This is a genomic window from Chitinophaga sedimenti, assembly GCF_023156195.1.
Lineage (GTDB): Bacteria > Bacteroidota > Bacteroidia > Chitinophagales > Chitinophagaceae > Chitinophaga > Chitinophaga sedimenti.
The window spans coordinates 4,340,590-4,354,775 of record NZ_JAKUKA010000001.1 but is presented as its reverse complement, the minus strand read 5'-3'; the positions used below and the strand labels follow the sequence as shown (position 1 = coordinate 4,354,775).

Below are 14,186 nucleotides of genomic sequence, written 5' to 3'. Positions count from 1 at the left end.
CTTAGGCAGATGCGTGGGTCGTTTGTAAAGGCGCCCACTTGTGCTCCAGGTGCGCCGGCATGGTAAATATCTGCGGGTGGAACAGCTTTGAGAGCAGCTCTACGCCATCTACCAGCGTGCTGGCGCTGGGTTGGGTAAATAAATCATAATCGGCGAGATAGGTTTCGCCGTTACGTACTGCCTGCAACTCGTTCCAGCCGGGCAGGCGCGTTAACAACGACAATTCGGCCGCACTGCGGTCCGTTAAAAATCCGCAGGGCGCAATTACCAATACTTCCGGGTCGTACCGTTGTACCTTTTCCCATGGCGTTACGATCGAGTCGCCAGCGGGATTGCTGAGCATGTCTACCCCGCCCGCAATGGCCACCTGGTAGGGGATCCAGTGACCGCAGTTATAAATCGGGGCCATCCACTCCATGATCATCACGCGACGTAAGGGCGATCGGTGTTGACGCAGCTTGTCGGTCACCGCATCCAGGCGTTGCTGCAGCTCGGCAAGGTGACGGTAGGCCGCTTCTTCGTGGCCGAGTGCGGTGGCAATGTCGACCGCACATTTAAATACATCGTTGAGATTATTGGGGCTGAGCGGCACCAGCACGGGCTCCTTTGGCAGCGAGGAAATGGCCTCCTGTGTGCAGCGGGTATCGATCTGGCACACTTCGCACACGTCCTGCGTAAAGATGACGTCCGGGGCTATATTACCGAGCAGCTCCTCATCCACATAATATAAACTTTTACCCTGCGCTTTTGAGGCAGAGAAAATACGGTCGATTTCTTCACTGCTGTAGTTGTTTCCTTCCAGTACACAACGCACCACGCGTCCCTTTTCGGCCAGTGCTGCCGGCGGACATTCAAACGTAACCCCTTTCAGCAGATGCTGCAGGCCCATGTCATAAATCATTTGTGTGGCGGCGGGGAGGAAGGAACAGGCGTTCATGGCAGGAAATTTAAAAGCGCCATGCGGGAGTGCATGGCGCCGGAAGTTATTACTGTTGGGCAAGCACCGGGTATTTTGCTTTGGCATATTCAAAACTGAAAAACATGAGGGCGCCAAATACGATGTTGCCAATAAACATGTTTCTCATAAAAGGAATGGCCGCCACATAACACTCGATGAGGCCTTTAAAATCGTGTGTATACATGCTTACACTGCTCCTCCACAGGCCGAAATCGCTGATCAGCCAGTGTGTAACGGCAGCGGCTACGCTGGCGATCACCAGGTTGCCGATGCTCACTTTGCGAATGATGAACTGTCCGCATAATACTATTGATGCAATGGCGAGATAGTTCCAGTACCAGCCGTCGTACAGCGGTCCGGTGCTCATTTCCGGGAAATAGATTTTCATGATCAGCAGGTCGCTGAGGAACATCGTGAGCAGGGGAAATACATAAGATTTCCACTTGTCGGAAAAGTAAGCGCCGCCGAATAAGGCCATGGCGCCCACGGGCGAAAAGTTGGAAATGGCGGTGATCTGCCCTGCGGTAGTTACTCTCAGGATGCCTGCGGCCACGATAAAGGCGAGCAGTACAAAGAAACGAGGCTGTATTTTTTTAATCGACATGCCGGGACTGTGTTTTTAGAAGTTAAAGGAAACGCCGGCCATCACGTTGAAGCCGAGCGTGCCGTATCCGTAAATTTCGTTGTATTTCGTGTCTGTAATATTATTAAAATTTGCGTACAAACGTCCTTTTTTGGAGTAGCGGTATTCTACGTACATGTCCCAGAGGGTGAAGGAGTTCACGATTACAGGGCTGCTGGCGAAGGTTTAGGGTCGAAACGTAGGTCGTTTTTATCGCCGTTGAAGCGTACGTTCGAGCTCACAAACAGGTGCGGGCAAATTTCGTAACCGATGTTGATGCCGCCGCTGTGTTTGGGCCTGCGTACCAGGATGCCGGAATACAGCGAGTCCTTACCGGTAGAAGATACCGTTTGTGTTTCGCCTTCCACAAATCCGTAGTAGGCGTTAATCTGCACTGATTTCGCCGGGCGCACGGTTGCTTCCAGTTCAAAACCCTTGTCCTTTTGCTTGTTCAGGTTTACGTAGTTGCCGAGGTTATTATAAAAGATAACGTTTTCGATATCTCTTTTAAACACCACGCCGCGCAGGTCTAATTTATTATTCCAGACAGATACTTCCGCGCCGCCTTCGTAGCTGGTTGCTTTTTCCGGCTCCAGGTCCGGGTTCGAGCCATATGCGCCGTACAGGTTACTCAGCGTAGGTGCTTTAAAGCCGGTAGCCATCGTTGCAAATACCTTCACTTTGTTCGCGATCAGGTAAGACGGGTTGATGGTATAGGTGAAGTTATTCCCGTAAGTGTTGTGCAGTGTGTAACGGCCGCCCAGCTCCGTGTTAAAGCCACCCAGGTTGCGGAAGAACAGTGCCGCGTAAGGGCTGGTGTTGTGCATTTCCGGGTTCGGCGTTGTTAACGATGTGTCCAGCAGTTGAGATTTGCGGAACTCCACACCCGCCATTACCTGCAGCCAGTCGGTAACGCCGTAGTTGCCAAATGCATCGGCAATCCAGTTGCGGCCGTCGTAGTTGGATTTACCCCAGGCGGTGGACTCTGCACGATTTACTTTCTGGAAACCGTAGTTGGCCTGGATGCGGCCCTTGTCCAGGTTGTAAATGGCGCTCATGCCTGTATGCAGAAATTCTGAGTTAGTATTATTGGCGCCATCCGTGAACGATCCATCATCATAATTACTGTTGATTTTAGAATACACGAGGAACGGCTGCAGGCGCAGGTTTTCGCTGGCCTGGATACCGATGTTCGCCATGAATGCGTCCTGTTTAAAGGGATCGCGGTCGAATTTGCGGGTGTTCAGCGTGTCTTCTGCTTCAGAAATACCATCGGTTTCGTAGTGGGAAAAGCTAAGGTTGTAGTCTACATTGTCGATATGTCCGTTCGCGCCTACCGTGCCTTTCACCGTGCGGTTGCTGCCCCATCCGAGATCGCCGCTCACGCTTACTTTTTGTCGCCGCCTTTGCGCATGATCACGTTGATCACACCTGCGATAGCGTCTGCGCCATACAATGTGGATTGTGTGCCGCGCAGGATTTCGATACGTTCGATCTGGTCAATTGGTAAAAAGCGCAGGTCGACATTGCTGCCGGTAAGGCCGGATGCGTCGTTCACGGGAATACCATCGATGAGGATGGTAGTGTAGTTAGTGGTAGCACCACGGAAATAGATTTCTTTGTTTTTACCGGGATTGAGTTGGCGCCGGCGATCACCAGGCCCACCTGCTCGTTCAGCACCTGCGCAACGGTTTTGCCCATGCTGCGGTCCAGCTGCTGACGCGAAATAACGGTTACGACTTTACCCGTTTCGCCCTGCTTTTTAGCGAATTTAGTGGCGGTTACCACCACGGTGTTTAACAGGTTGGTTTGTGTGGTGTCTTGTGCAGCGGCACTGTGCATCATGAGCAGCAGTCCACCCGACAGAAATGCGTAAAACTTTTTTGCATAGTCAAATTACATTGATAAAACTATGCTTCCGAATAAATGAACAGACAGAATAGCGAATGCCCGAAAGCATGCTTATTCCCGGCTTTTCACCCGAAAGCGCTGAAAGAAAAAATGGGATGCGGCAGGTCTTCTGACTTTCCTGCTTTCCGGGAGGGCCTTCCCGCTCCAACAATATCGGAACAGTGGCAAATGGAGAAAATGAATTTCCCGGAAAACGCCCCGGACACGATCCGGGGGCAGGATTACAGCTACGGGGATAGTTCCGGATTTTCACCGGTATTCCCTATTAATGTCCACTACGGACAACCGAATTCCGGCGCAAACCTACATAAAAAAGCATAACCAGCTCAAAAACGGCGATTGTTGTAACATCTGATCTGTTTTAATATTTACTATCTTGTATGCATGAGCATCAAACCAAAGCTTGGCATTTTTGACCTGACCATGATCGTGGTGAGCCTGGTAATAGGTATGGGGATTTTCCGGACGCCGGTAAATGTGGCGCGGGAAACGAACGATCCTGCGTTGTTTTTCGGTATCTGGGTGGTGGGTGGTATCGTGAGCATTTGCGGAGCATTGACCTACGCGGAAATTGGTTCGCGCTACCCGGTGGCGGGTGGCTTTTACAAGGTATTGTCCAATTTTTACCATCCGGCGTATGGTTTCATGATCAACTGGATGTTGCTTATTTCCAACGCTGCTTCGGTGGCGGCGGTGTGCCTGATCGGCGCAGAATATATCAGCCCGGTGTTATTGCCGGACTCGTTGCAGAACGACATCGGACAAAAACTGGTGTGTGTGGCGGCAGTATTACTGTTGTACGGCATTAACATGATCGGTATCCGCATGAGTGTAACCTGGTTGAACGTACTAACGGTGATCAAGATAGGGATGATGGTGCTGTTGTGCCTGGCGGTATTTTCTTCGGGACATCCGGCGAACGCGGCGCCGGTGCAGGTGGTGCAGGCAGAACGCAGCTGGCTGTATATTTTCGGGGCGGCGCTGGTGCCGGTGTTTTTTACTTTCGGGGGATATCAGCAAACAATTAACTTTGGTTCGGACGTAAAGATCCCGGGCGCAACATGCCGCGCGGTATTTTTTATGGCTTTGCGATCATTGTGGTGTTGTATCTTACTATCAACTATGCCTATTATAAAGTAATTGGTTTCGAAAACCTGCAGCATACCAATGCACTGGCAGCGCGCATGGCGGAAGCTTTTTTGGTCCGTACGGTTTTAAAGTAGTATCGCTGATGTTGTTTTTTTCGGTGTTGGGTTACGCCAATGTGAACCTGATCTCCAATCCCCGCATGTATTATGCAATGGCGGAAGACGGTGTACTGCCGGCGGCGTTCAAGCGGGTGAACAGCAAGACCCAGGTGCAGGAAGTGGCGCTGTCGGTATTTGTAGGGGTAATTTTACTGGTGCTGTTTTTTGCGGATACTTTTGAAGTAATCCTGCGGTATGTGATGTTGTTCGATACGATAGGACTGGCTTCTGCGGCGGCTTCCATCTTCATACTAAGAAAAAGGACGCAGCATCTCGATGGTACGGGCATCTACAAAATGAAACTATACCCGTATGTAACGCTGCTGTTTGTACTGGTGTACCTTTTTGTAACCGTGAATATTTTTATACAGGACTGGCTGGGCGCGTCTATCGGCCTCGGCCTGGTAATAGCGGGACTTCCACTATACCTTTTAATGAAGCAGGTAAACCGGAAAGCGGTTTAAATATCAGTAATTGTTAATATACGGGATTTACGATACCCGGAAAGACCATATGTTTGTACCTCTGGGCTAACGAAAACTAAAAACAACTTGTCTGAAAAATGGATGTATCCTTTATTTTGAACGAATTAGGAGAAGACAGAGAGCAGTATTTCAATGCGGTAGCGCCGCCGATCGTGCAGAGCAGCAATTTTGCATTCAATAAGGTGAGCGAAATGCGTGAACTGATGCTGGACGAATATAAGGGCTTCCTTTATTCCCGCGGCAATAATCCCACGTTGTCGATTTTACAGCAAAAGCTGGCCGCGCTGGATGGCGCAGAAGCGGCGTTGGTGTTTGGTAGTGGTGCAGCGGCGATTTTTGCATCGGTGTTATCGCAGGTAAAGCAGGGCGACCATATCGTGTCTGTCCGCGATCCTTATAGCTGGGCCGGCCGCATGTTTGATGTGATATTGCCGCGTTTTGGTGTAACTACCACCTATGTAGATGGCACCCGCACCGAGAATTTTGAAACAGCCCTGCAATCCAATACACGCCTCATTTACCTGGAGTCGCCCAACTCGTTCACATACGAATTACAGGATATATCCGCGGTGGTGAAGCTGGCGAAAAGCCGCAACATCGTCACCATCATCGACAATAGTTATTGCAGCCCGATTTACCAGCAGCCTATTAAAATGGGCGTCGATCTTTGTTTGCAATCGGCCACCAAATACATCGGCGGCCACAGCGATGTGGTGGCGGGTGTGCTTACCGGCTCTACGGAAATGATCAGCAAAATTTTCGCTTCGGAATATATGAATGTCGGCAGTGGCGTGTCGCCCTTCGCGGCCTGGCTGTTATTGCGCGGTTTGCGTACGCTGCCCATCCGCCTGCAACGCATTTCGGAAAGTACCCTGAAAATTGTGGACTGGTTGAAAAAACATCCTGCTATCGAGAGGGTGATTTTCCCGATGGACCCGGATTTTCCGCAATACGAACTGGCGAAAAAACAAATGCAGGACGCCGGCGGATTACTCACTATTCAATTAAAAGCGGAAAAGATAGAACAGGTAGAGCGTTTTTGCGATTCGCTGCAACACTTCCTGATGGCGGTTTCCTGGGGTGGGCATGAATCGCTGGCCTTTCCGGCGTGTGCGTCTATGAATGTAGCTGACTTTAAAGCAGAGGAGCCGCGGCACCGGATGGTGCGTTTGTATATTGGTCTTGAGGAGCCGGGATATTTAATAAAGGATCTTGAACAGGCTTTGGCCACGTTGTAAAACCGATTTAGTAACGTTTATTCCCGCTGACACCAATAAAAAACGGCTGCCTTTTTACAAGGCAGCCGTTTCTCTGAAAGAACACCAGATCAACCCGGCATCCTCGAAATATCTTTATCCATTCTTTTAATCTGTGTTACCAGCTCTTCTGAAGTCGGTTTCTGCGCTTTAGCACGACGGAAATACTCTTTCGCTGATTTGAAATCGCGGCGCCTCATGGCGATGGAGCAGAGCATCAGCAGTGCGCCGGCAGCGTTTTCTTTATCGGGCATGCCCATTTTCATAGCTTGTTTCAGGTTGGCATCGGCTGCTTTGATGTCGCCCTTCTGGAAAGCGATGCTACCCAGCTGGAAGTATTCCATACCACCGTATTCCTTTTGCATGCCGGAGGTTTTCATACTTTTTTGATGGCCGCTTCGGCTTTGTCGAGGTCCTGGGTGGCCATGGCCATGTTTGACTGCATCATATAATAACCTTTTCTGATGGGGCTCAGCAGCAGTTTCGGGAAACGGATGCTGTTCATGAGGCGCATAGCTTCTTCTACGTCGCCGGCTTCCATGGCTTCCTGCACTAGGCGGATAGGGCCGAAAAGGAAGTGCGTAACGAGACACGCCACACCTAAAATCAATAAAATAGAGGCTTCCCACCAGCCAAAAGTGAAGCCGAGCGCGATGCCGCCCAACAGCAGAACAATCCCCAACGGGAAACGGTATCTGATAAAAAGGTAAAATGCTTTCATTGCTAAATCCAGAATAGGACGGCAAAGATAAGTAAAAAGCGGGCATTATCCCCTACATAGAAAATCCGGCATATGCACTTAGATTTTAATGCATTATGCCGGATTCCGGAAAGTATCGTATGCTATTATCTGCGACTGAGCGAGTAATTAATGTAGGCTGTTTGCCCGTCAATGTTTACGGGTGCGCGCCAGGTCATGGAGTTGTTGTCTACGCTGGTAAGTTCCACGCGGTAACCGTCGGGCGTATTTTTAGCTTTTACGCCGCTGAGCAACTCTTTGAACTGGAAATAAACAATACCGTCGCGGTCGTAGGTAGACCAAACGATGTTTTGTGTTACGGGCGAGCAGCCGGTTTCGCCGGAAGTAATGGCGTATGTGCCATTTGCGGTGGCGTTGGGGAGCGTCCATACGCTGCCTTCCAGACATTTGTAGGGAATGTTGTTGAACACAGTGGTGATGCGGGCGGTTTTAGGCACGCCTTCAAAAGAAATGTTGTTCAACACCCAGGTTCCTTTCACGCTCTTCTTTTCACTTTTAGCCGTGGCCGCCTGCGCCGATTTACTGCTTTTGCACGAGCTGAACACGACGGCCAGCAGGCCTGCCATCAATACGGCATGGAAGACTTTCTTCATAAAATTTACAGGTTGTTTATTAGTCCGCTGTTAAATAACAAATATACGGCCAAACTGGTTGCATAGACCGCTATCGCGCCGCAATTTAAATGAAAATGTGAAGTTTACACATTTTGAATCAAAATATAGAAAGGGGTTAATTCGGGATAGGGCCCCGGTAAAACTGTGCCTCCGTAATTTGCAGGATGCTGAGAAAGCGCCGGCGTTTTACTTTACCAAAAGCGGGTTTGTCGAGGTACGACGCTACTTTGTCCCGGGGAATTTCGGCCTGACGGAAAAACCACTGAAAGCTGATTCCTTTCTTTGAAAGAATACTGGCCAGGCGGCGGCCATCTGCGGGTTTGCACATAAAAATTTCGTTTGAGTTAGTGAATGATTCTAAATTGCTGTAAAATTACTGGCGACGTACGTCACTACACTTCTCACTTTCGCTTGATATTTGAAATTTGATAGTGCCGCTCTCAAATTAATAATGTTGCTGTCAGGATACCGTCTTACCGCATCATTTGACGCTCGCCTTGCCCCATTTTTCCACGCCTTCATTTTTTACCTGCTGCACTGCGTTTTTTCCACTCAATTAACCGCTATTTCTCATAAAAATGGTTCAGAATTTCATTGCTGGAATAACACTCGCAAATCAATATAATCAAAAGCAAATCAATAATTTACCAAGCATATTGCCGTAGTACTTTTGTAATAATTCAATTCACAAAAATGGACTTGCGGGAAATTGGCGAACTGGTAAGGAAAAGGCGCGAAAGTTTTGGGCTGGAACGGGAACAGCTGGCGGAAATGGGCGGTATGGCGGGCAGAACGCTGTATATGTTGGAAATGGGACAGGGAAATCCCTCGTTTCAAACGATCCACAACATTCTTAACGCCCTGGGTTTGGAGTTGATCGTCCGGGTAAAGCAAAGTATTTAATTGAACTATGACAGAAGCGGCAGTATACTTTAACGAACGACTGGCGGGAACCTTGCGGAAAACAAACGAGGGAGAATTCATTTTCTCCTACGACCCGCCTTATTTTACAGATGCTTCGGCGCCCTCTATCAGCCTGGGGTTGCCTAAAAGCCGCCGCGAGCACCAATCGCCGGTATTATTCCCATTTTTTCGGGATTGCTGGCCGAGGGCGATACCCGCCGGCAGCAGCATGAGTTGCTCGACATAGATCCGGCCGACGAATTCGCTTTATTACTTCACACCGCGCAGGTAGATACTGTCGGCGCCATCACTGTTCGTGCATGGTAGGCGCATGTCCCGGCTGTTACAAGCCACAAAAAGGTTAAGTTATTGCAGCGAATGCCGCCGAAAGTTGTTCGATGGCATTAAAGTGCCGCCGGTGCTTGGTTTTAATCCGCCAATAGGGGAAGATGCGTATTGGTTCGAGCGACAACTGTTACGCTTGGCCGTTCCCGGCAGTCAGCCCAAGTATTCGCTGATGCTGGAAGACGACGAACTCGTGCTTACGCGCGAAGATGTGAAAGGTTTGTTTTTACTGAAGCTGCCCCCGGCATCCGGGAACTACCAGCATGTGCGCATGTTCACACAGAATGAGCATCTTACTTTGCAGCTTGCGGCTAATGTGTTCGACATCAAAACAGTCGAAAACGGGTTAGTATATTTTAAGGATGAATCGCCCGCATTATTGCTGCGCCGCTTCGATGTGGATCCGGACCAGGTAAGTTTTCAGCAGGAGGATTTTATGCAGCTGAAAGACCGGCAGCCCGCGGTGGGACAACCTACCTATGAATACATGGGCGCACTCATCAAAAAGCATATTGCGGCCTACGCGCCGGCCATGGTCATCTTCTTTAAAAGAATTGTTTTCAATTACCTTTTTTCAGTGGGAGATGCGGGACTACGCGGATTTTCGATCCAGCGTACGGAACATGGCGATTACGCCCTGGCGCCTGCATACGGGCTGCATTGTACCCCGCTGCACGAAAAAGACAGCAGCGATACGGCTTTGGAATTATATACCGGCGTTAATAAATCGCCGCACTACGAGCAGTATGGATATTATGGTCTGCCCGAATTCATTGGTCTCGCACGCCGGCTCGGCATCACCGAAGCCCGCGCCGGGTCTATCATCGACAGTATGACGGGGAAGGAACAGGCAGTGCGTAATATGGTGGAGCAATCGTTCCTGAGCGGTTCTTTACGGAAAGAGTATTTACGTTTGTTTCTTGAAAAGCAGGCGCGTATTAAATCAACTTATCCTTAAATGCCTTGGCCACGGCTTCGGACTTAGAGTTCACGTGCAGCTTTTCATATATTTTTTGATGTGCGACCGCACGGTATCTATCGAAATGAAAATTTCAGCTGCGATCATTTTGTAGCTGTAGCCGTTTACGAGCAGTTGTAGTACTTCGCGCTCACGCTCTGTAAGGTTATACAGTTCCCTGCGTTCACCGGCAGGCTGCCGGGCAAAGAGTTCCAGTACCTGGCGTGCCACGGACGAGGTCATCGGTGCGCCGCCATTGTACACATCGCGAAGGTGTTCCAACAATTTTTCTGGGGTCGTCTTTTTGAGCAGGTAACCATCGGCGCCTGCTTTGATACATTCAAATACATTCTTATCATCGTCGAATACGGTGAGCATCAGGATTGGTAAATGGGGATAACGGCTGCGTACGAGTTTAAGTCCTTCAATGCCGTTGGTCCCGGGCATGTCAATGTCCATCAGAATCACGTCGGGCACCAGGTTCGCAGTTTCCTCCAGGATGCGGTCGCAGTTTTTAAATGCACCGCACACCTCAAATTCGGACGATCCGTCTATGAGCAGGGTTAGGTTTTCGCGCAGTTTACTATTGTCTTCGTACAACACGATCCGGATCATAATTTCTTTCTTTTTCTTGTTGATAAAATTAATGGACCTGCGCGGTTTATGCTATCACATAGTTATGTGGTAACAAATCGCAGGCTGATGCGCGTTCCGCTGTCCGGCGCAGAAGCAATGTCCAGCGAACCTTTCATGCGCTGCGCCCGCCGCTGCATGTTAAACAGGCCATCGCCTTCGCCCTGGACCGTTGGCTGAAATCCTTTGCCATTATCTTTTACCTGCATATACAGGGTTTTCTTTTTATACGTGATGACAATGTCTACGTGTGTGGCCTGTGCATGTTTCGCGATGTTGTTCACGCTTTCTTTGAAAATCATGAAGAAGTCGTGCCGGCTTTCCAGGTTGAGTTTCAGCAGCATTACCTGCTCATCTGCATGAAAGCTGAAATTGATGCCCCTGGCCTCAAACAGGCTGGTGGTGAACTCGCGCATGCGGGCAAGGATCATCGGCATGTTGTCATTGTTCGGGTTAATGGACCAAACAATATCGTCCATCGACTCCATCATGCGCGTGGTGCTTTCGCCTATTTTTGATAAGAAGTCTTCGGTCTTTTGCGTGTTCTCCTGCACGTTTCGTTTGGCCATGGTGGTCATAATATTGATCGACGTGAGTGTAGAGCCCATGTCGTCGTGCAGGTCGCGGGCAATGCGCCGCCGCACTTTTTCCGTAGCCAGCAGGCGGTTGATGCGGATGCGGTAGCCCAGGTAGGTCAGGCCGGCGATCAGCAACAATATCAACATAAAAACCACCATTGGCGGTAATAAGGCCGGGCTACCTGCAGCACAAAACTCGTGGCATGTGCGGCCGCGAGCCCCTCGCCATTTTCGCACCATACTTTGAAAGTATGCCGGCCACTGGGGAGATTGGTGTAATTCACCAGCACACGGTTGCCCGCCATCACCGGCTGAGGGTCTACGCCTTCGAGTTGATAGTAATAAGTGATATTGTCCTGGTCCAGGTAGGCCATGGCATTGTAGCCGATGGTCAGCGGGCCTTCCTTGTAAGATAATTTCAGCACGTTGCTTTGCTGAAACGCAGAATCCGCATTCAATAATCGCGGCCCCAGCTGCAGTGTCGTCGTAATGTGCCATCCGGTGGCGGTTGCGGGTCTTCGAGCTGGTCGGGATCAAAGCTGATCAGGCTTTTTACAGAGCCAAATACGATGCGGCCATCGCGGAGTTGCTGGTTGTTGGTTTGCTCAAACGCTTCTTCCACGATGCCGTACTTGCGGCCATAGTTCACCACTTTGCGATTGTCCAGGTTGATTTTACCCAGGCTGAAATTCGTGGTGAAATACAGGTTGCGGCCGTGGAGCTGTACATTGGTGATCATGTTGACGGGCAGACCGTCTTTTTCCGTGATACGTGTGATCTGGTCCGTACGCCGTTCTATGAGCGCAATGCCGTCTGTGCTGGCGAGGACCAGCGTGTCGCCATGTATGAGGATGTTGTGTGTGCCGTTGACGGGGAGTTTTCTTATCGGTTCGTCCTTACCCCAACGGCGCAGGATCTTGCCGGTACGGCTGTCCATTTCCAGCAAACCATAGCTGCCGGTACATAAATAAATATGATGATCATTGTCGGCGTGCATATCCATGATGTGGCCCCATAACGAAATGCCGGTGTGGTAAAGACTGTCCTGGTAACGTACGAGCTTTTTGGTTTGCATATCATATTTCACGACCAGCCCCGTTGTGTGCCCATCCATACGTTGCCGTCGCTGTCCAGCGTGAGGCAGCGGATGGTACGGTTGTCGAACGTGTCGGACCGTTCGTAACGCATATACCCTGTCTTAGGATTCAAAACGCTGTATCGTCCATGCTGTGCCGCCATCCATATATTGCCTTCGCGGTCACGTACCAGGTTCCAGCCTAAATTGAAAAAAGGTTCTGTAGGGTGGCGATATGTTTTTTTCAGGATGCTGAGGGTACTATCGTATACCAGCAGTCCTTGTCCCCGGAGCTTACATAAATATTGCCATCGCCGGTTTCGAGGATGTCGGTCGGTTCAAAATTTACGCGCTGGCCGTTGGAGAGGAAGCGGGTACTGCGGAACTGTTGCTTTTCCTTATTGAATACGAACAGGCCATTGTTAGTGGCCAGCCAGATATTGCCCCGGTTGTCCGGCTCCGCAGAATACATCTGTGAGTAGTCCAGCCCGAAGCGGGTGTTGGGTTCAATGAGCATTTCCTCGATCGCACGGCCCGTATTATCGAACAATAATACCTTATCGCCTACGATCCAGGTGTTATTGTTTTTGTCTTCGAACGTTCGGCGGAGTCCGCCGATATTCAGTTCAAGGGCGGGTGTGATGCGCCGTTCGCGGAGATGGTATTGGTAAAAGTAGGGCGCCGATTTACCATATGGCCAAAGGCTGACGTAGAGGATACCCGAACGGCTGTGGTATACGCTGTTCACAGCGTGCGTAAACTCGGGCTGGTCGAGGTAAGGTATATGCTGCCGGTTGTGTTGGTAATAAGAGTATAGCTTTTGCTGATAGTCGTAGTAGCACAGTCCCTGCGAGGTGCCGAAGAGGTAATTGCCTTTTTCATCCTGCAGCAGGGTCGTAATTTTTCCGGGTGCTTCGGCCAGGAAACGGGTGTAGGGGACAAACGCGTTTTGGGCAGTGTCAAAAATATAGGCGTTGTCCTGGGTGCTGATGGTCCAGAGGTGGCCGTGCGTATCGCGGGTGATAACGCTCATTTGCACGCTACCCTCGCGGCGTCCGTGCTGTACCGGGTAAAAATGATAGGTGTTAAGATGATAATTATACGCCACTACGCCGGTGAGCATTGCGATCCAGAGCGTTTTGCGCGCTTTGTCCTCGTACATGCACTGCACGGTTTCGCGGGAAATGGCGGGGTTGGCCAGCGGAAATTCGATAAATCTAAAACTGAGCCCGTCGTAAAGTTGCAGGCCATTGGCCGTACCTATCCACATATAGCCCCGGCTGTCGCACAATAGCGATATTACCTGGTTGTTGCGCAGTCCGTCTTCCGTAGTATAATGAGTATATACATAAGATGACTGTCCCTTTGCGGAGGTGAAAGGGATCAAGATAAGCCAGGGAAAAAGGAAGCGCTTCAGCAAAAGCATAGGTAAGAATAATCAAAATTCGCCATAATCGGGAGTTTTCACATGTTTATGTGGTGTGTTGCGGGGCAGGAGCACTTGCAAATCCGCCTGCCGCTTTTTACTTTCGCCGCCCAATACTGCGACCGCACCGCGGCTTCCGGAACAATAGATATTGTCGAATATCCTTCGGCCTATGCCCACAGTCCCATAACAACAGTAAGGTCGGAAGTCGCTGTGCGGCCAAAGCGAATAACAATGTGTTAACAAATTCAGATCAAGCGTTAATAATCATATAGATGTGATTGCTAAGTCCGAAAACAAGCCACTGTGGCTCAAAGAGATTTTTTCTTCGTAAATCCGCCCTAAATTTTTCACCGTATATCAAGTAGTGGCTAGAGAAGCTGATATAAAATCATTAACTTAGTTCGACATTAAA

20 protein-coding genes, 2 pseudogenes and 1 riboswitch are annotated in these 14,186 nt (G+C 49.9%); of the genes and pseudogenes, 6 read left to right on the top strand and 16 right to left on the bottom strand.

Annotation, left to right across the window (positions count from 1 at the left end; all coding sequences use genetic code 11):
• Position 1: 1 nt before the first annotated feature.
• The 6 genes from MKQ70_RS24865 to MKQ70_RS24845 are packed head-to-tail and all read right to left on the bottom strand — an operon-like array spanning position 2 to position 3,425.
• Complete coding sequence (locus MKQ70_RS24865; RefSeq protein WP_248075063.1) at positions 2-937, bottom strand: ABC transporter substrate-binding protein; 936 nt, start codon at positions 935-937, stop codon at positions 2-4.
• 49 nt (positions 938-986) lie between these two features.
• Positions 987-1,562 (bottom strand): DUF6580 family putative transport protein, encoded by a 576-nt coding sequence (locus MKQ70_RS24860; RefSeq protein WP_248075061.1) that lies wholly within the window; start codon positions 1,560-1,562, stop codon positions 987-989.
• Positions 1,563-1,577: 15 nt separating this feature from the next.
• Complete coding sequence (locus tag MKQ70_RS39435; protein ID WP_308199163.1) at positions 1,578-1,742, bottom strand: hypothetical protein; 165 nt, start codon at positions 1,740-1,742, stop codon at positions 1,578-1,580.
• A 2-nt stretch (positions 1,743-1,744) separates the two neighbouring features.
• Positions 1,745-2,965 (bottom strand): TonB-dependent receptor plug domain-containing protein, encoded by a 1,221-nt coding sequence (locus MKQ70_RS24855; RefSeq protein ID WP_308199162.1) that lies wholly within the window; start codon positions 2,963-2,965, stop codon positions 1,745-1,747.
• Between the two features lie 2 nt (positions 2,966-2,967).
• On the bottom strand, positions 2,968-3,159 hold the full coding sequence (locus tag MKQ70_RS24850; protein WP_248081627.1) for a TonB-dependent receptor plug domain-containing protein: 192 nt from the start codon (positions 3,157-3,159) through the stop codon (positions 2,968-2,970).
• Positions 3,135-3,425 (bottom strand): hypothetical protein, encoded by a 291-nt coding sequence (locus MKQ70_RS24845; protein ID WP_248075059.1) that lies wholly within the window; start codon positions 3,423-3,425, stop codon positions 3,135-3,137. Before MKQ70_RS24845 ends, MKQ70_RS24850 begins: the two co-directional genes overlap by 25 nt.
• A gap of 148 nt (positions 3,426-3,573) precedes the next feature.
• Positions 3,574-3,796: riboswitch (cobalamin riboswitch) on the bottom strand.
• Between the two features lie 79 nt (positions 3,797-3,875).
• Between MKQ70_RS24845 and MKQ70_RS39430 the strand changes: the two genes are divergently transcribed.
• The 3 genes and pseudogenes from MKQ70_RS39430 to MKQ70_RS24835 all read left to right on the top strand — a co-directional run bounded on the left by MKQ70_RS39430 (position 3,876) and on the right by MKQ70_RS24835 (position 6,461).
• The gene (locus MKQ70_RS39430; RefSeq protein ID WP_282456696.1) at positions 3,876-4,631 is read left to right on the top strand and encodes an APC family permease; all 756 of its coding nucleotides are present in this window, start codon (positions 3,876-3,878) and stop codon (positions 4,629-4,631) included.
• A 61-nt stretch (positions 4,632-4,692) separates the two neighbouring features.
• Positions 4,693-5,202: pseudogene (locus tag MKQ70_RS39425) on the top strand (amino acid permease); the annotation flags it as partial.
• A 98-nt stretch (positions 5,203-5,300) separates the two neighbouring features.
• On the top strand, positions 5,301-6,461 hold the full coding sequence (locus MKQ70_RS24835; protein ID WP_248075057.1) for a trans-sulfuration enzyme family protein: 1,161 nt from the start codon (positions 5,301-5,303) through the stop codon (positions 6,459-6,461).
• Positions 6,462-6,550: 89 nt separating this feature from the next.
• Here the strand turns inward: MKQ70_RS24835 and MKQ70_RS24830 are convergent, their stop codons facing one another.
• From MKQ70_RS24830 to MKQ70_RS24815, 4 genes are all read right to left on the bottom strand, one after another.
• Positions 6,551-6,844 carry a tetratricopeptide repeat protein gene (locus MKQ70_RS24830; RefSeq protein ID WP_248075055.1) on the bottom strand — a complete coding sequence of 98 codons (294 nt, stop codon included), beginning with the start codon at positions 6,842-6,844 and terminating at the stop codon, positions 6,551-6,553.
• An 11-nt stretch (positions 6,845-6,855) separates the two neighbouring features.
• Complete coding sequence (locus MKQ70_RS24825; RefSeq protein WP_248075053.1) at positions 6,856-7,161, bottom strand: hypothetical protein; 306 nt, start codon at positions 7,159-7,161, stop codon at positions 6,856-6,858.
• 164 nt (positions 7,162-7,325) lie between these two features.
• Entirely contained in the window at positions 7,326-7,832 is a 507-nt protein-coding gene (locus tag MKQ70_RS24820) for a hypothetical protein (RefSeq protein ID WP_248075051.1), read from the bottom strand.
• A 136-nt stretch (positions 7,833-7,968) separates the two neighbouring features.
• Positions 7,969-8,181 (bottom strand): hypothetical protein, encoded by a 213-nt coding sequence (locus MKQ70_RS24815; RefSeq protein ID WP_248075049.1) that lies wholly within the window; start codon positions 8,179-8,181, stop codon positions 7,969-7,971.
• Positions 8,182-8,546: 365 nt separating this feature from the next.
• On the opposite strand from MKQ70_RS24815, the gene MKQ70_RS24810 reads away from it, so the two are divergent.
• The 3 genes and pseudogenes from MKQ70_RS24810 to MKQ70_RS24800 all read left to right on the top strand — a co-directional run bounded on the left by MKQ70_RS24810 (position 8,547) and on the right by MKQ70_RS24800 (position 10,059).
• Positions 8,547-8,756, top strand: a complete 210-nt coding sequence (locus MKQ70_RS24810; protein ID WP_248075047.1) for a helix-turn-helix domain-containing protein — start codon at positions 8,547-8,549, stop codon at positions 8,754-8,756.
• 7 nt (positions 8,757-8,763) lie between these two features.
• A pseudogene (locus MKQ70_RS42665) lies at positions 8,764-9,083 on the top strand (HipA N-terminal domain-containing protein).
• 64 nt (positions 9,084-9,147) lie between these two features.
• Entirely contained in the window at positions 9,148-10,059 is a 912-nt protein-coding gene (locus MKQ70_RS24800) for a HipA domain-containing protein (protein WP_248075043.1), read from the top strand.
• 30 nt (positions 10,060-10,089) lie between these two features.
• On the opposite strand, the gene MKQ70_RS24795 is transcribed toward MKQ70_RS24800, so the two are convergent.
• From MKQ70_RS24795 to MKQ70_RS24770, 6 genes are all read right to left on the bottom strand, one after another.
• Positions 10,090-10,674, bottom strand: a complete 585-nt coding sequence (locus MKQ70_RS24795) for a response regulator (RefSeq protein WP_248075041.1) — start codon at positions 10,672-10,674, stop codon at positions 10,090-10,092.
• A 62-nt stretch (positions 10,675-10,736) separates the two neighbouring features.
• Positions 10,737-11,417, bottom strand: coding sequence for a sensor histidine kinase (locus MKQ70_RS24790; RefSeq protein ID WP_248075039.1), 681 nt, complete (start codon positions 11,415-11,417; stop codon positions 10,737-10,739).
• Entirely contained in the window at positions 11,411-11,695 is a 285-nt protein-coding gene (locus MKQ70_RS24785) for a triple tyrosine motif-containing protein (protein WP_248075037.1), read from the bottom strand. Before MKQ70_RS24785 ends, MKQ70_RS24790 begins: the two co-directional genes overlap by 7 nt.
• Positions 11,696-11,724: 29 nt before the next feature.
• On the bottom strand, positions 11,725-12,357 hold the full coding sequence (locus MKQ70_RS24780; RefSeq protein ID WP_248075035.1) for a hypothetical protein: 633 nt from the start codon (positions 12,355-12,357) through the stop codon (positions 11,725-11,727).
• Positions 12,354-12,458 (bottom strand): two-component regulator propeller domain-containing protein, encoded by a 105-nt coding sequence (locus tag MKQ70_RS24775; protein ID WP_248075033.1) that lies wholly within the window; start codon positions 12,456-12,458, stop codon positions 12,354-12,356. The genes MKQ70_RS24780 and MKQ70_RS24775 overlap by 4 nt, the downstream gene beginning before the upstream one ends.
• Positions 12,459-12,589: 131 nt before the next feature.
• On the bottom strand, positions 12,590-13,732 hold the full coding sequence (locus tag MKQ70_RS24770) for a ligand-binding sensor domain-containing protein (protein ID WP_248075031.1): 1,143 nt from the start codon (positions 13,730-13,732) through the stop codon (positions 12,590-12,592).
• Between the last annotated feature and the right edge of the window lie 454 nt (positions 13,733-14,186).